Source organism: Hallella multisaccharivorax DSM 17128 (assembly GCF_000218235.1).
Classification (GTDB): Bacteria; Bacteroidota; Bacteroidia; order Bacteroidales; family Bacteroidaceae; genus Prevotella; species Prevotella multisaccharivorax.
The window spans coordinates 152,023-172,663 of sequence record NZ_GL945017.1; the positions used below are offsets into that span (position 1 = coordinate 152,023).

General features: G+C 48.7%; 17 protein-coding genes. 4 read left to right on the plus strand and 13 right to left on the minus strand.

Going from position 1 to position 20,641, the window contains the following annotated elements:
- Positions 1-2: 2 nt before the first annotated feature.
- The 6 genes from rplD to rpsL all read right to left on the minus strand — a co-directional run bounded on the left by rplD (position 3) and on the right by rpsL (position 5,581).
- Positions 3-632, minus strand: a complete 630-nt coding sequence (rplD, locus tag PREMU_RS01130) for a 50S ribosomal protein L4 (protein ID WP_007572480.1) — start codon at positions 630-632, stop codon at positions 3-5.
- Positions 632-1,246 carry a 50S ribosomal protein L3 gene (gene rplC / locus PREMU_RS01135; RefSeq protein ID WP_007572481.1) on the minus strand — a complete coding sequence of 205 codons (615 nt, stop codon included), beginning with the start codon at positions 1,244-1,246 and terminating at the stop codon, positions 632-634. The genes rplD and rplC overlap by 1 nt, the downstream gene beginning before the upstream one ends.
- A gap of 667 nt (positions 1,247-1,913) precedes the next feature.
- Positions 1,914-2,219, minus strand: coding sequence for a 30S ribosomal protein S10 (gene rpsJ / locus PREMU_RS01140; RefSeq protein WP_007572482.1), 306 nt, complete (start codon positions 2,217-2,219; stop codon positions 1,914-1,916).
- A gap of 89 nt (positions 2,220-2,308) precedes the next feature.
- A complete protein-coding gene (fusA, locus tag PREMU_RS01145) occupies positions 2,309-4,414 on the minus strand; it encodes an elongation factor G (protein WP_007572483.1) in 2,106 nt (701 codons plus the stop codon).
- Positions 4,415-4,438: 24 nt separating this feature from the next.
- On the minus strand, positions 4,439-4,918 hold the full coding sequence (rpsG, locus tag PREMU_RS01150) for a 30S ribosomal protein S7 (protein WP_007572484.1): 480 nt from the start codon (positions 4,916-4,918) through the stop codon (positions 4,439-4,441).
- A gap of 282 nt (positions 4,919-5,200) precedes the next feature.
- Positions 5,201-5,581: a 30S ribosomal protein S12 gene (gene rpsL / locus PREMU_RS01155; protein ID WP_007572485.1), complete on the minus strand. Its 381-nt coding sequence runs from the start codon at positions 5,579-5,581 to the stop codon at positions 5,201-5,203.
- Between the two features lie 405 nt (positions 5,582-5,986).
- On the opposite strand from rpsL, the gene PREMU_RS15465 reads away from it, so the two are divergent.
- From PREMU_RS15465 to PREMU_RS01175, 4 genes are all read left to right on the plus strand, one after another.
- Positions 5,987-6,361, plus strand: coding sequence for a transposase (locus PREMU_RS15465; protein ID WP_007572281.1), 375 nt, complete (start codon positions 5,987-5,989; stop codon positions 6,359-6,361).
- 5 nt (positions 6,362-6,366) lie between these two features.
- Entirely contained in the window at positions 6,367-7,266 is a 900-nt protein-coding gene (locus PREMU_RS01165; RefSeq protein ID WP_007572486.1) for an IS3 family transposase, read from the plus strand.
- Between the two features lie 484 nt (positions 7,267-7,750).
- A complete protein-coding gene (locus tag PREMU_RS01170) occupies positions 7,751-8,344 on the plus strand; it encodes an HU family DNA-binding protein (protein ID WP_007572487.1) in 594 nt (197 codons plus the stop codon).
- 171 nt (positions 8,345-8,515) lie between these two features.
- Complete coding sequence (locus PREMU_RS01175; protein ID WP_007572488.1) at positions 8,516-9,403, plus strand: glycine zipper domain-containing protein; 888 nt, start codon at positions 8,516-8,518, stop codon at positions 9,401-9,403.
- 35 nt (positions 9,404-9,438) lie between these two features.
- On the opposite strand, the gene PREMU_RS14390 is transcribed toward PREMU_RS01175, so the two are convergent.
- From PREMU_RS14390 to PREMU_RS01210, 7 genes are all read right to left on the minus strand, one after another.
- Positions 9,439-10,026, minus strand: a complete 588-nt coding sequence (locus PREMU_RS14390; RefSeq protein ID WP_007572489.1) for a septal ring lytic transglycosylase RlpA family protein — start codon at positions 10,024-10,026, stop codon at positions 9,439-9,441.
- Positions 10,027-10,120: 94 nt separating this feature from the next.
- Positions 10,121-11,458 carry an NADP-specific glutamate dehydrogenase gene (gdhA, locus tag PREMU_RS01185; RefSeq protein ID WP_007572492.1) on the minus strand — a complete coding sequence of 446 codons (1,338 nt, stop codon included), beginning with the start codon at positions 11,456-11,458 and terminating at the stop codon, positions 10,121-10,123.
- A 125-nt stretch (positions 11,459-11,583) separates the two neighbouring features.
- Positions 11,584-14,544 (minus strand): PEP/pyruvate-binding domain-containing protein, encoded by a 2,961-nt coding sequence (locus PREMU_RS01190; RefSeq protein ID WP_007572494.1) that lies wholly within the window; start codon positions 14,542-14,544, stop codon positions 11,584-11,586.
- Between the two features lie 70 nt (positions 14,545-14,614).
- Positions 14,615-17,164, minus strand: a complete 2,550-nt coding sequence (locus tag PREMU_RS01195) for a glycoside hydrolase family 2 protein (protein WP_007572496.1) — start codon at positions 17,162-17,164, stop codon at positions 14,615-14,617.
- Positions 17,161-18,021: an ROK family protein gene (locus tag PREMU_RS01200; protein WP_007572498.1), complete on the minus strand. Its 861-nt coding sequence runs from the start codon at positions 18,019-18,021 to the stop codon at positions 17,161-17,163. The genes PREMU_RS01195 and PREMU_RS01200 overlap by 4 nt, the downstream gene beginning before the upstream one ends.
- Before the next feature lie 14 nt (positions 18,022-18,035).
- Positions 18,036-18,836 (minus strand): hypothetical protein, encoded by an 801-nt coding sequence (locus PREMU_RS01205; protein ID WP_223918537.1) that lies wholly within the window; start codon positions 18,834-18,836, stop codon positions 18,036-18,038.
- Between the two features lie 86 nt (positions 18,837-18,922).
- The gene (locus PREMU_RS01210; RefSeq protein WP_007572500.1) at positions 18,923-20,617 is read right to left on the minus strand and encodes a RagB/SusD family nutrient uptake outer membrane protein; all 1,695 of its coding nucleotides are present in this window, start codon (positions 20,615-20,617) and stop codon (positions 18,923-18,925) included.
- Positions 20,618-20,641 lie beyond the last annotated feature (24 nt).

Consider the following 20,641-nt stretch of genomic DNA (forward strand, 5'->3'; position numbering starts at 1 on the left):
AATTACCTGTTAAGCACGCTTTCAATCTTCTCCAGGGAAGCCTCTGTAATCACAAGCACATCAGCATTCAAAATCTTGTACGTATTGATATTGCTGGCACTCATGATCTCAGCCTTCTGCAGGTTGCGAGCGGACAAATGTACATTTTTATTCACTTCCGGCAAAACAACAAGTGTCTTCTTACCGTCGACTTTAAGATTTTTAGTGATATTTACGAAATCTTTTGTCTTAGGAGCTGACAAGTCGAAATTATCAACAACAATGATCTCATTGTCTTTTGCCTTATATGACAAAGCTGACTTACGAGCAAGAATCTTTACTTTCTTGTTCAGCTTAAAACTGTAATCACGAGGCTTAGGACCGAATACACGGGCACCACCTACGAGAACAGGTGAGTTAATATCACCGCGACGTGCACCGCCACCGCCTTTCTGGCGACCGAGCTTGCGAGTAGAACCACTCAGCTCACTACGCTCTTTTGACTTGGCTGTACCCTGGCGCTGGTTGGCCATGTACTGCTTGACGTCAAGATAGATGACGTGATCATTTGGCTCAATGCCGAAGACAGCGTCATTCAATGTAACCTTTCTTCCGGTCTCCTGACCGTTGATATTCAAAACGCTGAGTTCCATTACTTCTCAATTAAAACAGTTGAACCATTGTATCCTGCCGTAGAACCCTTTACAATGAGAAGGTTCTGCTCGGGAATCACCTTTAACACTTTGAGGTTCTGGGTTGTCACCCTGTCACCTCCCATTTGGCCACCCATACGCATACCCTTAAACACCTTGGCGGGATAAGAGCAGGCACCGATGGAACCTGGCTTACGAAGACGGTCATCCTGACCATGAGTAGCCTGACCAACGCCTCCAAAACCATGACGCTTCACAACGCCCTGGAAGCCTTTACCCTTAGAAGTGCCAATGACATCGACAAACTCAGCACCATTGAAAAGATCAACAGTGATTGTATCGCCGAGGTTGTACTCCTCATCAAAATTGAACTCGGCCAAGTGCTTCTTCGGTGTTGTCCCAGCCTTCTTGAAGATTCCGGTCATAGGCTTGTTGGTCCTCTTCTCCTTAGCCTCACCAAAGCCCAACTGATAGGCTTTGTAACCGTCCTTCTCGACAGTCTTCACCTGGGTAACAACACAAGGACCAGCTTCGATAACAGTGCACGGCACATTCTTACCGTCGGCACTGAAAACGGATGTCATTCCGATTTTTCTTCCAATTAATCCTGGCATCTCAGTTTAATAATTAAATAATAATATAATGTGTATTTTTGTTCTTTTTAAGTGCTACTCTGCTTTCCCAAGCTCACAACACACTTAAAAAGAACTCCCCACTTCTTCTAAACTGAAGGCCAAGTCGCTCTTCATCAGTGTATTGATAGCTACGAGCCAGCGCAATACCCACTTTAGCGAGTGCAAAGTTACAGCTTTTTTATTTAATGCACAAGCATGTGATATACTAATCCTAAAAATTATATTTATTTAATACTTACTATCTTCAACTATCATGATAACTCACATACATCAGAACATAAAAGCTATCAACGGTAACAGAGATGAAGACTTTCGCCTATAATATCCTTGTCTTCCCAAAATCCGAATTGATACAGTGCAGGATTGGGCCCTGTGCCCTACCCCAAACAATGATCCCACCGATACGAGAAGGCGAACGTCATTTTAGCAGGACACAACTGATATAAAGGGTCAAACATCATTTTAGGTAGGGCACAGGGCCCTACCCTGCACTCAAAATATTGGGTAATTAAGAAATATCGCATTCATACTGGGGACATCTGAATAAGGGAGAATTCAATCTATTCAAGCACAGAAACGGAAAAGCGGGATGCCACCCTAAAAGGTAACATCCCGCTAATATCATTGAAACTGTGAAAAGCCATTATCAGACTTTAATCTCCACCTCTACACCTGAGGGAAGCTCAAGCTTCATCAGAGCGTCGACAGTCTTACTTGTAGCGCTATAGATGTCGATGAGACGCTTGTAATCACAGAGTTGGAACTGCTCACGGCTCTTCTTGTTGACGAATGTAGAACGGTTAACCGTAAAGATGCGCTTGTGAGTAGGCAACGGAATAGGGCCGCTCACAATAGCATCGGTAGCCTGCACAGCCTTAACAATCTGCTCGGCTGACTTGTCGACCAACTGGTGGTCGTAGCTTTTCAGCTTGATACGAATCTTCTGACTCATAGTTGAATTAATATATATAATAATGTGTATAAAAACTGCCGCTAAAGAGTCATTTGCTCAGCGGCGGCTGTTTATTGATATTCTGGATATTACTTCTTCAGATCCTCAAGCACCTGGGCCTGCAGGGAAGCAGACAGCGGAGCGTGGTGATCATATTCCATGGAGCTCGTAGCACGACCGGAAGTGATGGTACGCAAAGCGGTCACATAACCGAACATCTCTGCCAGAGGCACCATAGCCTTCACGATACGGGCACCCGAACGAGCCTCGTCCATACCCTGCACCAGTCCGCGGCGTTTGTTGAGGTCGCCGATGACATCACCCATATTCTCCTCAGGAGTAACAACCTCCACCTTCATAATCGGCTCCATGAGCACCGGAGCAGCCTTCTGGCAGCAAGCCTTGAAAGCAGCATGGGCTGCGAGCTCGAAGGAAATCTGGTCAGAGTCCACAGGATGGAAGCTACCATCGGTAAGCACCACTTTCAATCCTGTCATTGGGAAGCCACCAAGTACACCATTCTTCATGCTGTCCTGAAAGCCCTTCTGAACAGAAGGAATGAACTCCTTAGGAATATGACCGCCGCTTACCTCGTTGATGAACTGCAGATCGCCCTCCGTATAGTCCTCATCCTTAGGACCAACGGTAACGATGATATCAGCGAACTTACCGCGACCACCCGTCTGCTTCTTGTAGACCTCGCGGTGGTTCTCAACGGTACGTGTGATAGCTTCCTTATAGTTCACCTGAGGCTTACCCTGGTTACACTCAACCTTGAACTCACGACGCAGACGGTCGATAATAATGTCAAGGTGCAACTCACCCATACCAGAGATAATGGTCTGCCCACTCTGCTCGTCAGTATGTACAGTGAATGTTGGATCTTCCTCGGCAAGCTTAGCAAGACCATTGTCGAGCTTAGCCACGTCGGCCTGGCTCTTCGGCTCCACGGCCACGGAGATCACTGTGTCAGGGAAGGTCATCGACTCGAGCACGATAGGCTTGTTCTCATCGCAAAGTGTATCACCCGTGCGGATATCCTTGAAGCCCACACCTGCACCGATATCACCTGCATCAATACTGTCCATAGGAATCTCCTGATGAGAGTTCATCTGGAACAGACGACTGATACGCTCTTTCTTACCAGAACGGGGATTGTAGACGTAAGAGCCGGCCTTAACAGAACCTGAATAAACGCGGAAGTAAACCAAGCGGCCCATGAACGGATCGGTAGCGATCTTAAAGGCCAAGGCTGAAGTAGGTTCCTCCTCAAGAGGCTTGCGATCCTCCTCTGCGCCAGTCTCAGGATTAGTACCTTTGATGGCGGGAGTGTCCTCTGGAGAGGGCAGGAAAGCGCAAGTATAGTCAAGCAGCGGCTGTACGCCCTTGTTCTTATAAGAAGAGCCAAGGAGCATGGGGCAGCACTTCATACTGACGCAACCTTTACGGATAGCGCCAAGGAGCTCATCCTCGGTGATCGTCGAAGGATCGTCCATATATTTCTCCATGACCTCATCGCTGAAGTCAGCAGCCGACTCAAGGAGCTTGTCGCGCCACTCGTTGGCCTCGTCCTGGAGGTCAGCGGGAATGTCGTCCACCTCATACTCAGCGCCCATGGTCTCATCGTGCCATAGGATGGCCTTCATCTTGATGAGGTCCACCACGCCTTTAAAGTTCTCCTCTGCTCCGATAGGGATCTGGATTACAACGGGGTTTGCACCGAGAATATCCTTCATCTGCTGTACGGTCTCAAAGAAGTCAGCGCCTGAGCGGTCCATCTTGTTAACGTAACCGATACGGGGTACGTTGTATTTGTCGGCCTGACGCCACACTGTCTCAGACTGAGGCTGTACACCGTCAGCGGCAGAATAAGTGGCAATAGCACCATCGAGCACACGCAGCGAACGCTCCACCTCTGCAGTGAAGTCCACGTGTCCCGGAGTGTCAATCAGATTAATCTTATAAGAATTGCCGTTCCAGTTCCAATTACAAGTAGTGGCAGCAGAAGTGATAGTGATACCACGCTCCTGCTCCTGTACCATCCAGTCCATGGTGGCAGCTCCATCATGCACCTCACCGATCTTGTGAGTCTTACCTGTGTAGTACAAGATACGCTCTGATGTAGTTGTCTTACCGGCATCAATGTGTGCCATGATACCGATGTTGCGGGTCAAATGTAAATCGCGTTTAGCCATTTTAATTGTATCCTTTAACTTGAATTAGAAACGGAAGTGTGCGAAAGCACGGTTAGCCTCAGCCATACGGTGCATATCCTCCTTACGCTTGAAGGCACCGCCCTGGTTGTTGTATGCATCCATAATTTCAGCAGCAAGTTTCTCGGCCATAGTGTGGCCACCGCGCTTGCGTGCGAAAGCGATGAGGTTCTTCATGGCGACGCTCATCTTACGCTCGGGGCGAATCTCTGTAGGTACCTGGAAAGTAGCACCACCGATACGGCGGCTCTTCACCTCAACCTGCGGAGTGATATTGGCCAAAGCCTGCTTCCAAATCTCCAAAGGAGACTTCTCCTCATTGACAGTAGCCTTGCCCTTCACAATGTCAAGTGCGTTGTAGAAAATAGTGTAAGAAGTATTCTTCTTACCATCGTACATCAAGTGATTGACGAACTTTGAGACCATCTGGTCATTGAAGACGGGATCGGGAAGGATCACGTGCTTCCGTGGTTTTGCTTTTCTCATTATTATATTTAATGTATAGTCTGTCTGGGGCTGTTAATAAAAGTAAGCTTCAACATCCTCGCCCGGATATTTACTCAACCTGTTTCAACTTCTCCAGCAAAACTGTTATTCTTAGATTTGGTGAGGCGGCGTCCGGTATTGACAGTTTAGCGCTGTGTCCTAAAGTCTCTGCCACCCTTTACTATCACCGTATTATAAATCTGCGCTTCTTCAGCTACAGGCTTTGAGCCCATGGCCTGAGGGGTAATAACCCCTGGCCCCTGGCTCAAAGCGTAGGAATATTTACTTCTTAGCCTTTGGCTTCTTGGCGCCGTACTTTGAACGGCGCTGGTTACGGTTGGCCACACCAGCGGTATCGAGTGTGCCACGAACGATATGATAACGCACACCAGGGAGATCCTTCACACGACCGCCACGAACGAGCACGATAGAGTGCTCCTGCAAGTTGTGACCCTCTCCAGGGATGTAGGAGTTAACCTCCTTCTGATTGGTCAGGCGGACACGGGCCACCTTACGCATTGCCGAGTTAGGCTTTTTAGGGGTTGTGGTGTACACACGCACACACACGCCACGACGCTGCGGGCAGCCATCGAGAGCCGGAGACTTGCTCTTGTCTGCAAGAACGCCACGGCCTTTACGCACTAATTGTGAAATAGTAGGCATAATTGAAACTTTTATTTATATATTATTTTGTTTATAATCAAACAGTTACGGTTCCCTCTCACCTCGTCTTTCTCCCGACAAGGCAAAATTCACCGATTTCAGTGCGCAAAGTTACGAACTTTTCTCCAAATGGCAATAAAGATGTAATAGGTATTTTTATAGCTCTGAAAAAATTAATATCGTTTAACTGTATATACTATCAGGGTGAATTCAACTAACAAGTGTAAATTTACGTCGTATTTTTATAAAAACAGGGTTGTATGGAGTTGGGAAATGACTGAATTATTCTCAATGTCACGACTAAAGATCCATCAACCGCCGTCAAATGTCACCCTCCAACAATCGAAGAATGTCTTGAACGGATTTAGCTTGTCACGTTCTGACCTTCATAAGAAGTAAAAGACTATGACAAGAAAAACAAAAGTAGCAAAATTCCCGTTATCGGTGAAGTTAGGAGCTATTCGTGACTACTATTCCGACGGCTCGTCAATAACAGCTGTCGCCCGTAAGTGGAACATCGTTCGTACGACTTTATCTAATTGGCTCAAGAGTTGCCCAGTTGATGCAAAAGAGTTATCTTTGCCAATGGAAGTGATAGACCAATATAGAATGAAGCACGCAGAACTGACGAATGAAGAGATCCTTCAAAAGCGCATCTCCGATCTGGAGCAAGCCTTGGCATATGAGAAGATGCGCAGCCGTGCCTTCGAGAAGATGATAGAGATTGCGGAGAAAGAAGAAGGTATCTCAATATTAAAAAAAGGTGGTGTCAAACAGTAGAGGCGCTGCGGAGTGAATATCCCGATGTTACAGTCGAGACACTCTGCGGACTGTTTGGCAGGAAACGCCAGTGGTTCTACAAGAACAGAGGCAAGGTAATCTCCGAGCGTCAGCGCAGGAAACTCATATGTGCTAATGTGGAATACTATCGTTGGTTATGTCCCCGTATAGGCTGCGTAAAGCTCTACATTATCCTAAGGGCGGAGTTGGGTGAAGAAATTACTCATGGCCGAGATGCCTTTCTACACCTTCTTGCAGAGGAAGGATACATCTTGCCTAAGCTCAAGCGTAGGTATACGACGGATTCTGACCATCCTTATCATAAATATCCGAACCTCATACAAAGCGTTGATGCTAAGTATGTTAACCACATATGGGTAGCTGATATTACATATATCTGGATAGTGGGTGATGTCTTGTATCTCCACTTGGTAACAGATGTGTACTCGCATGCGATAATAGGATGGTGCCTATCTGAGACCTTGGAGGCAGAGAATACTGTTAAGGCCTTGGAGATGGCCATACAAACGGCTGGGGGAGATAACCTCTGCGGAACGATACACCACTCTGACCGAGGTTCCCAATACGCTTGCTACGCATATGTTGATTTGCTGAGGAAACATCATATTCAGATCAGCATGACCGAACGGTATAATCCGACGGACAATGCTGTTGCAGAGAGACAGAACGGTATCCTCAAAACGGAAAAACTGTATTTGGAGGATATGTTTCTTAACTATGAGCATGCGAAGCTTGGGATAGAGAAAGCCATAGCGTTTCATAACTATCAGCGGCCTCACATGAGCATAGGTATGAAGATTCCGATGAACGTATATCGCTATGAAGAGCCCGGCAAGAATTTATGGAAGAAGACCAACGGCTGTTCTTGTCCGGATGAAAAATAATCCGTAACTTTGGCGAGCCGGAAACAAGGTGAACGACGGTTTTACGCCATCAACACCAAACGTCCGTCGGGGCATCGGGCCCCGACGAACGTTGCCGGAAAGCAAGGCTCACTCAGGTATTATCCATCTTCCCCTGTCAAAACGGCTATGACAAGCCAATCAGTAAGGCAAGGTCGAAGATGACAAGCAAAATAGTAAAGTTGACTAAATATTGACAAGCAATTCAGTAAACCTGGTCGAACTTTGACAAGCGATTTCAGTAAAAGACAGAACATATTTTCCGCTATCGTCTGACAATTGTCAAACGATCGTCAAACAATTGCCGCACGATCGTGTGACAACTGCTTGACGATCGTACGACAGCTGTCGCACGATGAAGTACCGGACATACCCCTAAATACTGCTCAAAGAACGGCTTCAAAATTTGGTTATTTCAAAAAATAATTGTACTTTTGCCATGTACACACTATAAAAGCAATAGACTATGCCAATCAACTATGAAATCCACCAAATTGAGAATGCCGCCGGACGTGGCAAAGACCGGAAATATGTCCGTCTTCACTATGGCCATACCATGACGGCAGAAGAAATGGAGCGTGCCATCGAGGCATCCTGCTCCGTAACCCGCGCCGACGTGAAGGCTGTGATGACGGAGCTGAGCCACTTTGCCTTGGCGGAGCTGAAGGCTGGCAACCGGTTCTATCTTCCGGAGCTGGGCTGGCTCTCTCTGTCAGTGGGTATCAGTAACCGCTATCAAACGGCAGAGACAACGGGACGCGATCTCTACATACGCGGCATCAAGTTTCAGCCGAAAGCCCAACTGTTAGAGAATGTGCGCCGGGGAGCGAGCTTCACCAAGTCAGCTTATTCCACTCTCTCCTCACAACTTACACGTAAAGAGACTTGGAGCCAGATTGAGCAAGTTCTCGAGACCAGCCACTTCCTCACAGTAGGGGCGTTATGCCAGGCCACAGGACTGAGCAAATACAAGGCCCGCAAGTGGTTGGGGCTCTTCGAAGCCGACGGTTTGTTGCGGAAAGGTGGCACCAAGCATCAGCCGCTATACTTCAAAACATAAGCTGCAAAGGACAAACCGCTGGTATAATCACACTCATACTCCGACATATGCTTGATAGCCATCTTTCAGAGCACAAATAGCCCCCCCCTACATTATAGGAGAAAGAGCCATCCTGCCCGTAGTTTTTATCTTAATTCTGCAACAGAAACAGAAAGGCAAAATAAAATGACAATGAATAAATCCATCGTGATGGGTATGTCAGCACTACTCTTGCTTGGCAGTTGCGACACTTATACCGGTTCTGGAGCTTACATGGGCTCCACATTGGGCAGTATTTTTGGCTCGGCTATCGGCGGCATTACCGGCGGCCCTCGCGGCAGTGACATCGGTACCGTAGTGGGAATGGTCGGAGGAGCCGTGGCAGGGGCGGCTATCGGACAAGCCACTGATCAGAAACAACAGGCACAACGTGAGGCCGACCTGGCCGACTATCGGGCCGACAGAGCAGAGAGGCAGGAGGCAAGAGCCAGACAACAGCAGTCGGGCTATACCGGTAATGGCAGCAGCGACCACTCGTTCGGCAACGGAAATTCCGACACCATCATCGGAAACGACAACTTCGACAGCGGATTCGATTCCAGCAGCGGCGGAGACGATCGTATCTACGATTTCAAGGGTTCTGACTACACCGACAATTACAGTGCTTCACAGCCTCAGGAGACTATGCCCATGGAGTCGAGCGTGGAAAACCTCACCGGGAACTTGAAATTCACTCCAAACATAGAGATTCGCAATGCGCGTTTTGTCGATGACAACCAAGACGGCAAGATTGAACGTGGAGAGTTGAGCAAAATCATCTTCGAGGTGTATAACCGCAGCAATCAGACACTATACGACATTGTGCCTACCGTAGTGGAAGCCAGTGGCAACCGCCATATCCTCATCTCGCCCAACATGCACGTAGAATTCATCCAGCCAGGCAAGGGCATCCGCTACACCGCCTTAGTAAAAGCTGACAATCGGCTGAAAGAAGGGTCTGCAAAGTTCTGCATCAGCGTTGTCCAGGGAGAGAAATCAATCAGTAAAGTCAGCGAGTTCACTATCCCCACGATGAGATAGTCACTGGGCTTTTCACACGAAGAACACGAGAGACGCTATTCCTTCAGCTCTTTCGTGTTATTCGCGCGTGAGGTCGTCTCTTTCGAATTATTTGTGCGCATCACGGGGTCCTTTGCGCCATTTATACGAGGCAGCTGTATCTTTCGTCCGACATCCATGCCCTTCATGTCCTTTTTTCCACTTTCTACAAGAGGCTTGAACTTCACTTTTGAAATGTCTTCAAGAAACGATTGGCGCATTCCCTCAAAATCAAAATCAAAGTCAGGCAGTCCTGTCTCCGCGTCATCCCGATAAGGCACTCCCTTCTTCCCGACAGGCTCCACCTCTACCATAGCAATGCCCTGCGAAAGCATGCCCAGTGCCCGCGCCGCGCCATAGCTCAAATCGATGAGACGCCCTCGCCCACGGGGGCCCCGGTCTGTAACTCTCACCACGACCGACTTGCCATTGCGAAGATTGGTTACCTTCAGCTGTGTACCAAAAGGATATGTCAGATGAGCACAGGTAAGGCTGTCGTGATGGAGACGCTCACCACTTGACGTGCGTGCACCTGTAGCCCGTTTAGAATAATAAGAGGCCTTGCCTCTCCGGATCTGAGCACCCACAGAGACAAAGCCCAACATTAAGATTGCTATCGCTAAAATACTGTTAACGAGAGCGCTATAATATTTATGTTCCACTCAAATTTATTGGAACCCTATCACCGGATAGAGTCCTTTACACGATGCCTTGCGCCATCATGGCATTAGCGACCTTCATGAAGCCCGCAACGTTAGCACCGCGCACATAGTCGACATAGCCATCGGCCTGCCGTCCATACTTCACGCACTGTTTATGAATAGAGTGCATGATGTAGTGCAGACGCTCGTCGACTTCCGAGGCCGGCCAGTGTAAACGCATGGAGTTCTGCGTCATCTCCAGTCCCGATGTGGCTACGCCACCAGCATTGACGGCCTTGCCTGGCGCAAAGAGTACTTTGGCAGCCACCAGTCTCTCAACGGCCTCAGCGGTGCAGCCCATGTTGCTGACCTCAGCTACACACAAAGGCTTACTAGCCAGGATGCGCTCGGCGTCATCGGCATTGAGCTCATTCTGTGTAGCACACGTCAGATAGATGTCAGCTTTCTGCTCCCATGGCTTCTTTCCTGGGAAGAACTTTGCACCCTTAAACTCATCAGCATAGGGCTGGCAAACATCGTTGCCGCTGGCACGCAATTCCAGCATATACTCGTTTTTCTCACCGCTGACGCCATCCGGATCATAGATATATCCGTCGGGCCCACTGATGGTGACAACCTTTGCGCCGAGCTCTATGGCCTTCTTTACTGCGCCCCATGCCACATTTCCAAAACCGGAGACAGCAATCGTCTTGCCCTTAATGTCGATGTCATGGGTCTGCAGCATCTGGTTGACGAAATAGAGAGCGCCAAAGCCTGTGGCCTCTGGACGGAGGATTGATCCACCCCACTCCATTCCCTTGCCGGTGAGCACACCCTGGAACTGGTGCGTGAGTTTCTTGTACTCACCAAAGAGATAGCCTATCTCGCGGCCTCCGACGCCGATGTCGCCTGCCGGTACGTCCTCATCGGGACCAATATACTTATACAGTTCCTGCATGAATGCCTGACAGAAGCGCATCACCTCGTTGGCTGTACGGCCACGAAGGGAGAAGTCGGCACCGCCTTTGGCACCGCCCATAGGCAACGTGGTGAGAGCGTTCTTGAACGTCTGCTCAAAGCCCAAAAACTTCATGATACTCAGGTTTACCGAAGGATGGAATCGCAAGCCTCCCTTGTAAGGGCCAATGGCTGAATTGAACTGCACACGATAACCTGTGTTAACGTGCACCTCACCCTTGTCGTCGACCCATGGCACACGGAACATATGTACACGCTCCGGCTCCACCAGCCGCTCTATAATCTTAGCTTTCTCAAACTCTGGATGCTGATTATAGACATCCTTAATTGAGATAAGTACTTCTTTCACTGCCTGAAGAAACTCCGGCTCCTGGCTGTGTTTCCACTCAAGTCCTTTCAATACTTGTTCAACTTCCATTGTAGTAACAATTGTTTTTTAGGTGACAAAATGCCTTGTTTACACGGGCAAAATTAGGGTTTTCTATCTTATGCTCCAAATAAAACCAGCTTTATTTTGCCTAACCGCTTACAATTTGTACTATTTTAAGGAATTATTACCACTCCCACTTGCTTTCTTCCATCCATCATGATTCTAAGTGGTCTGGGGAAATGAATATGGCGCACAAGTGAAGTCTCCTCGACAGCCGGCATGGTGTCAAGAAGTTGCTTTTGGACAATGCCGCCATCATCTCGGTTGGTATCAATCGTGAAATATCCCACTCCGAAAGAGGTTAAGTTCTGGAAGAAATGCGTGCCTTGACTGGGATCGACACGATAACCGGGTAAAGCTATTTCAGCAATGACGCGCGCCGCACTGATAGCAGGCCACTTCACAGGAATGCCAAGCCAAGGATCGCTGCTGCCCCACCGTCCAGGGCCTATAAGAACATACTGTCGTCCCTCAGCAAGGAAGCGACGGTTTATCTGATCGATGTCGAGGGCAATTTGCGGATTATTGGCAGCGGAATAGTGATCATCCCAACGCACATAGACCACGTCGGAGACCTCTTCCGAGATGCCATGACCCAGGGAGTTGGTACTCTTCAGAAGGCACTCCTCCGCCGGTATTGACGCCACATCCTCAACGAGTTCCTGCTTGGTGTCTACGATGGGACGTATCTGTAAGAGACAGAAATCGCCGGTACGGTCAACATTGAGGTTACAGGCAAACTCGATCTCCACAGGGCGGCGCATGGCATGAGAACCATACTTCATGGCCATCTGCATGAGTTGTGGTAACGGAAAAACACCTTGCCGCAACACACCGTCAAAGGATATAATCCTACGGCCGTTGTCGTAGAGTCCTTCACGGATGATCTGGTCATCCGGATCATAAGTCGAAGCGATATAATTGAGCGCACCATCTTTATAAGCTTCCTTCACTCTGAGATTAAGGATGTTGAATCCATCGTCAACCTTAAAGTCAAGGCCTGCATAGCCTGTATCGAGTGCATAGAAACGGGTTTGGGTATCACGTAAGGCAATTTCCATGTCAGACATTTGCAGAACCTGATCAGGATGGTAGGGCGAGACCCGCAGCGTCTGGCCACCGTCGACAATGTATTTTCCCAATCCCAAGGCCAGCGAAGCAATACCATCTTCAGCCTTCTCCTCTCCGATAGGATAATAGTTGATGGATCGCAGAACTCCGGATATATTGGGATAATAGCGTCCGCCATAATCTTTCCCCACCACTTCCTGCAGGATGACAGCCATTTTCTCCTGATCGATGACATTGCTTGTGGCAGCCATGTAAGCCTTCGAATCGCGATAGAATACAGAAGCGTAGACGCTCTTGATAGCCGCCGCCAACATGCGCAGCATCTCCTGCCGGTCGTTGAGACGCGGTATCATGTAGGTGGAATAGATACCGGCGAAAGGCTGATAGTGACTATCCTCCAGCAGTGAGCTCGACCGGATGGCAATCGGCGTATTGGTAGCATCGAAAAAAGTAAGGAAGTCCTTAATGTAACTGTCAGGCAGTTGTGCCTCAAGAAAACGGGAAAGAATGAGCTCGTCGGGCGCATTGCTCAAGGCAATAGGATAGAGATTGTTTTGCTCCATGAACTGGTCGAAGATGTCGGTGCAGAGCACCACGGTCTTCGGGATGCGTACCGTAGCTCCTGGAAACTGATTCATCTCAGGGTACATCTTGATGACGTTGTCGAGAAAAGCCAATCCGCGTCCCTTGCCGCCAAGCGACCCGTCACCGATACGCGCAAAGTGGGCATAGCGGTCGAACTTGCCACGATCAAACACGGCAACGACGCCAATGTTCTTCATGTGGCGGTACTGCACAATGGCATCGAAGATGATTTGCCGGTGGGCATCAACATCTTGCAGTTTGTGCCACGTCACCTGCTTGAGAAACTTACTCACAGGGAAAATAGCACGGGCGCAAAGCCAACGACTGATGTGATTGCGCGAGACATGGTAGAGCATAGAGTCGGAGGGAATCTTGAAGATATTGTCCTGCAACTGCTTAAGAGTGCTCACACGTGCTATTTCCTGATGGGTCTTGGGATCACGGAAGATGAAATCGCCGAAACCCATATGCTCCTCCAGAAGGTGACGCAATTCCAAGGATAGCATTTTTGAGTTCTTATCTACATAATGAAAATGCTCCTTTTCAGCGCGATCTTTATTGGCTGTTTCCGAGCTTTCCATGATCAGTGGAACGTATTCGTCATTCTTACGGATATCTTTCAAAAGCTTAAAGCCTGCTTCCGCGTCACGCTTACCCCCCTTAGGGAAGCGTACGTCACTGATAACGCCCAGACAATTGTCCTTATACCTATTATATATACGCATCGCTTCTTCATAGGTACGTGCCAATACCACTTTCGGCCGACCACGCTGACGCAACGTGGCAGCATGGGGATTGAGGGCCTCGGTGGCGAAATTGCGGCTCTGCTGAAGAATATAGTTATAGAGATTAGGAAGAATCGACGAATAAAAACGCACAGAATCCTCCACTAAGAGAATCATCTGCACCCCTGCCTCCTTCACGTCATGAGCAATATTCATCTTGTCCTCGATGAGCTTAATGATGGAAAGGATGAGATTAGTGTTGCCTAACCAGCAGAAAACGTAATCGAAGATACTAAGGTCCTCGTTCTCCATCCTCCGCGTGATACCATGCGAGAAAGGCGTAAGCACGATGCAATGGATCTCTGGGAACTTTGTCTTGATGGCCCTTGCCACGGTGAAGGCATCGTTGTCTGCATTGCCTGGCATACAGATTACGAGGTCGATGGCTGTCGTGGTCAACACCTGTTCCGCCTCTTCCGTTGTAGACACCTGGATGAACGTCGGCGGATAGCGCAGGCCCAAGGCCATATACTCATCATAGATTTTCTCCTCCACGCGCCCGTCATCCTCTAACATAAAAGCATCATAGGGGTTGGCTACGATAAGGACATTGTAGATGTGACGCGTCATGATATTAAGAAACGTCACATCCTTTAATATAAACTTCGTCCACTCCTTGGGTATATTGCTCATGTATAAAGCCTTTAGTTTACCGCAAAATTACGGTAAATACCCAAGAAAGCAAACAAAAAGAACGAAAAAATCAATTCAAACTGATGCCGAGAGGCTTGATATTCCATCCCTCTACTTTAAGACGAAGCTTACTTTTTGTCTTGAGTTGAGACAAGTCGCATGTCACCGTGGTCTGCTGATGAGGTTCGAGTGAAATGTAGTTATCTGAATAGAATACGGGCGACACCAATGTCCCCTGACGGTCGACGAGGGCCATGCGCAGGAAGAAAGCCACATGATTGGTCGGATTGTTCAATACAATCTTTACTTTCCCGCTTTCTTTCTTACCGGAAGTATTCACCACGACCTTAACATCAACAACAGGCAAGGAAGACAATGCCTCGTAACTGGCGTAGTGCCTGACGGGGGTTGTGATCCATGTAGACTTTGCCCAGTCATACACATCCGAGTCTTTCGCAAGGACATAGACATTGTGCGCCAGCAGATTTCCAGCCCTGTCTTTCAGTTTCAGGAAAAGGAAAGCATTGTCAGGTCTAAAGGCAGGCACCTGAAACACACCCGCATAGTTTATTTCTTTAGCCTCAGCCAGCTTTACCTGATGGGAGAGCTGCCGTCCATCCGTGTCATAGAGATCCATCTCCGCTATGGCCTCATGTCTATTCAATGTACTGTTGGCCATCATCACCTTTCTTTGTCCATAGTCATAGATGAGCTGTAAGGGAGCATTGCCATTCTTCACGCCATAATAAGCCGCATTGGGCACACCATAGTAATCATAAAGTTGCCAGTACATCCCAGGCCTTGCCGAATTAAGCATCCACTGGATGATACCCGTGGCACGCGGCACATTGACCCGAAACGACTCAAACATGGCCCGTGTGCTCTCATAGTTGGCAAGGTCGGCACAATGAAGGAAAGCATCAAGTGTACCTGTTTCGCCGTACCGTTCCCCCAACACCTCTTGGAGCCGGTCAAGGGTAGACATAGAGGATGTAGAGGCTGTGCAGTGGTAGTTCCAAACAGAATCGACGGGCCAGAGATGATCCGTCCCCACCATACGTACAATGTCTTCTTTCTGTGGCAACTGTGCCCCTATCCCTGTCTCAGAGTTGAAACCGAAGGCACCACCCGGTGCTCGTTTCTCGTACCAATAGGAAGGGCTTACGTAATCGTAAGGACCGGCCATCTTCATGCCTGCCGTACCCGTCAGTCCACTCTCTAACTTCTTAGCCGATGTGATATGTGGCCGTGACGGATCTAACTTGTTCAAGATAAGAAGATAGTTCTGCTCCAATTCCGGTGCAGGCAATTTGTCACTTCCTATGAACCAGCAGATGATACTCGGATGGCGACGCAACCAGAGAACCTGATCGTGAAAATACCGTGTCATCAACGTCACGTCTGCTTCTGAGGTCATGCCACCATAGAGAATATCACATTTCTTACCCAGATAGTCCTCCCACTCCCAATGACAAGTCCAACCGGGGAGGACCAGGATACCAAGACTGTCACAACGGTTGAAAATATCCTGCGACCCTCCCCAGATGTTCTCCATGCGGATGGCATTGAGATTCATATCACATACCATTTTAAGCTGAGCCGCATTTGACGACGGTGTGTCACGCATGAAAATATCATCTGTCCACCCGCCACCGCGAATCAAGAGCCGTTTGCCATTGAGTGTAAATCCGCGGTCTCCATTCGAGGTATAATAATCATTTATCTCACGTATACCAAAAGTAAAATCATCTGCATCTTCTGTACCATTGGCAGAGACAAACTCAAGGTGCATCCGGTACAGATCCGGTTTCCCAAGATCACGGCTCCACCAAAGACGCGGAGCCAGCACATGAAGTGCCTCAACATCTTCATCATTCAACCTGAGCAGCCTGCGCTGATGAGGCTTAAGCGTCATGGGCCATTGGAACTTCCTCCCATCAAAAGATCCGACAAGATGGCCCGTGACCTCATGGTCGCTCACATTCTCAATAACTGTGTTCAACTGCAACCAGGCCTCTTTCAGGGTGTGCTTGTTAACCAAACTGTAGACAGCGGGATCGCTGAGAAGCACATCCCCACACACTATGATACTGACAGGGCGGATGATGCCCATATTCCCATCGACTGGCCCTGGATTCCAGTCTACGAATCCGGCATTAGGTTCTCCTTTCTGTGCACGGTAAACCTCTATCTTTAAGTCATTGTCGCACTGCACATCCTGAGTGATGTCCAAGCGGTGACGGCAATAGGTCCCAAAGATCTGATCCTTTGTGGCAAGAACTTTTCCATTAAGAATGATATCTGCCCTGTAGCTGATACCGTCAAGCTGGAGGAAGATGTGATGTCCTTGAAGCTCTTTATCTGTGAGCTTGAAGTGGTTCTCGTAGATCCATGGCACCTCAAAGCGCGTACAGTCTACAGATTTATAGTTCATACCTTCCAAAATGCCTCCATACTCGCCATTCTCCGTCAAAGTCCCCATGACCGTGGAAGGTACGGAGGTAGGGTAATGATTCTGCAAAACCCAACCATCATGAAGTGTGATCACAGATGCACACACTGACAACGAAAAGACATAAGACAAGCATAATCCTGCCAACAGAAAGAACAACTTCTTCATACTATACCTTCTTCATACTTATGATTCAAGCTCGCAGCTCCCAGGAGGGCAGTATCTGCTAACTTGGTGGCAATGACATGTAAATGCCCAACCGACTTCGGATAAGGGAAGGTTTGGACCGTCGCCATCATCGTCGCTTTGAAGAGTGGAAAAGCCTTTGCTATACCACCGCCCATCACCACTGCCTCAGGATCATAAGCATACATTAATGCTTTCACGAGTTCTCCCATATGAGTTCCAAATTGTCTCCATCGCAGCATAGCTTTATCATTGCCTTGCTCAGCCTTCCGTGCGAGAGAGCTGGCATCTTCGCCGCATTGCTCCAGAAAATAATGACTGCTGCAATAGTGCTCAAAATCGCTGTCACGATAAGGCAAAGAGCCTACCTCTCCGGCGCCGCCATTGAAGCCATGATAGAGCTGCCCATTGATCACGATACCCGCACCAAGACCCGTCCCAAGCGTAATACCTACGAAATGACGGAAAGAGCGACCCTCACCATAACGTGCCAGCCCTAATGTAAAGCAGTTGGAGTCATTATCCAAATCAACCCTTACCCCAAACTTCCCTGTAAGGATCTCCTTCAACGGCACTTCATCCCACGAAGGGATGTTGGCTGCCTGATAGACTATGCCCTGCTCCGTATCGATGACGGAGGGGATGCCGGCACCGATAGCCACAACATCAGGATTCATAAGGGGCTGGATAAGGTCAGTCAAGCAGTCGAGAACCTCGTCTTTGGAACCTGTAGCCGGGCAGGGAATACATCTTCTTTCCTCTATCCCTTGTTGTCCGACGCGGGCAGCACGTATATTCGTGCCGCCCATGTCAACGCCAATAGTTTTTTCTTGTCTCATAGTGCCAGAGCCTTTCATTCACTCTTAAGCACCCAGAACGTAGCATCAGACCAAGCCGCGGCATCCGCCGAATTCCAACAAAGGATCATCTCATGCTCCGTGAGTTTCAGAATCTCAAAGGTCGTAATCTTATTGTTCTTATCCCAGTAAGCATGACCTGAGAGCATTGTCACCCTCTGTAGCTTCAGCTCACCAATAGACCATGGTGTGCCGTCATCGGCATTGCTCTTCGTAGCCGTCATGTCAAAGCTGAACGTGCCCTTCTCCAGCACCTTTCCATTAGCGTCAACCTTTTCTACGTTCGGTCCTCCATTGAGATTGAAGACCATGGAGCAGTCTCTGTCTTCCAAGTCTCCAGGGGCCGTAACACTCCAGGATGGAAGGAACTCAGCCAGCCACCCGCCAGTACCATAGACAGCATTGTTGGCACCCTCAAAGTCCCACGTCCATTTCTTTCCTTCGAGTGTCGATCCGGCAAAGAGTGTCCATTCCTTCTGAATGGCATGGTCAATTTTGGAGATGTGTACGAGACGCTCCGCCCTAACTTGCCCGCCATCACACAGACCAACAAACTTCACGCTGATGTCACCGACATAAGGCATGACGATCGTATCACACTGACGGGTAGACACGCCTGTCCCATAATCCCAGTAGCTGCCCACGCCCGGGGTGTTGTTCTTCACGACGATGGCATTACTGCCATCCGTTAGATTGTATACTCCCAGATCCAGCTGGTCCGGGGTAAGGACAGAGCCTGCACCACGGTCGTCAACAACAGGATCGCAACCGGCAAAGACCAACAAGGCAATTATCATTGCTATATAAGAAACGCATTTCATGGCTTGGAAATTTTGTTCTAACAGATATATTTTCACCTTTATACTCCAGTGAGGTTTACCGTTTACTCCATCAGGCTCTCTGTTCCCCATCCTGGGTTCTGCGTCAGCTTGCCGTTGGAAAGGTCGATTTGCTTCTGTGGAATAGGCATCAATCCTCCTGTAGCCTCAATACGCTTCTTGATGTTAGAGAAGTCCATCTTAGTATCGATGAGGTTGTTCTTCACCGTCACTTGGTTCTGCTGCTGTTCCAATACATCGGCAGCAATATGCCAGCGCAGGAGATCCCAATAGCGCAGACCTTCGAAAGCAAGTTCCCAGTGACGCTCATTGCGCAGATTCTGCTCCGTGTACTCCTCAGCGGGCAATCCGACACGCGCCCTGACTTTATTGAGAGGTGCGGCATTCTTCTCAAGCTCTGCCTGCATAAGCAAGACATCAGCAAAGCGAAGAATGATGATATCCTGGAAATTGTTAAGCTGATAGTCGGAACTGGCATCGGGATAAAGCTTCTTATAAAAGTTGATGCTGTTCACATTGCCGTCAGCATCTGTCTCGAGATAGTCGAAAGCAGCATATTTCTTCGACCAATAGCCGGTCTCGTTCATCTGCTTGTCGTTACCCCATACATAGTTGGGCATTTCCCTGGTGACACTCATGATCGACGCATCACGACGCAGGTCATTGGCAGGCCAGTTATTATAGGTCTTTGGATTGGCTGTTCCTGCTCCCCACCCTATGCCGTAGGGAAAATTGGTCGTGATGTCCGGGCCTTCACGGGGCGTGAAGAAAAGGCACGCCTCATTGGAACGGTAAGCCGACTGATCATCCCAACTGGCATGGGTAGAATACTTAATTGTGAACATACTCTCGGTGTTGGCGCCACTCTCTCCGACCCAGCTCAGGCTGTCGGCCTTATCATAAGCATAATCCTTGGCGGTGTACTCATTGGTGTAAGGCCAGAGGCAACGATAATCTCTGACCAGACTGTAGCCACTGTTGTTCACACAGTCATCCACATACTTAATAACTTCATCCTTTGTCAAAGTCTTATCGCCCATAGGGATACTCTCCTGCTGATAGTAACCTGTATAGAAGAGGAACACGCGTGCCAACAAGCCCTCTGCCGCCCAATGATTAGCATGTCCCAGGCTGGAGGTGTTGGCAATAGAATAAGGAGTAGCGGGCAGTTCACGGATAGCATTCATAAGATCGGAGGCAATCAGTCCGTAGAGTTCTTCCTTGGATCCACGCGGAAGATTCTCCGATTTCGAGGTTGTCGGCATAGGCACTGTACCGAACAATTGACAGAGCTGGAAATAGAAATAAGCCCGCAGAAAATGAGCCTCACCGCTTGCCTCGTTCTTCTCTGCTTCCGAGAGTACCGACAATGAAGGCAGGGCCTCCAACAAGGAGTTGGCACGGTAAATGCCACGATAGTCCTGCTTCCATACGTCCGAGAACATATTCTCATCAGCTTTCAACAGATGATCAACGGCCTGGATACGACGATCGTCAGGCCCGCCACCACCAAAACGGTCATCCGACAGCAGCTCGGCAGCGATGAAGGCACTCTGACCCTCTTCGCCCGAAGTCATCTCACGCAACTCATCATAGATGCCCACAAGACTTTTCTGTACGTCTTCCTCCGTTCGTGGAAAGTTAGAGCTATTCTTCTTCGTCAGATTCTCTGTATCAAGAAAATCGTTACACCCCGTCAGCAAGCCTATGGTAAGCGCGACCATAAATATCTTTTTCATAATAATCCTTCTTTGATGTTACAT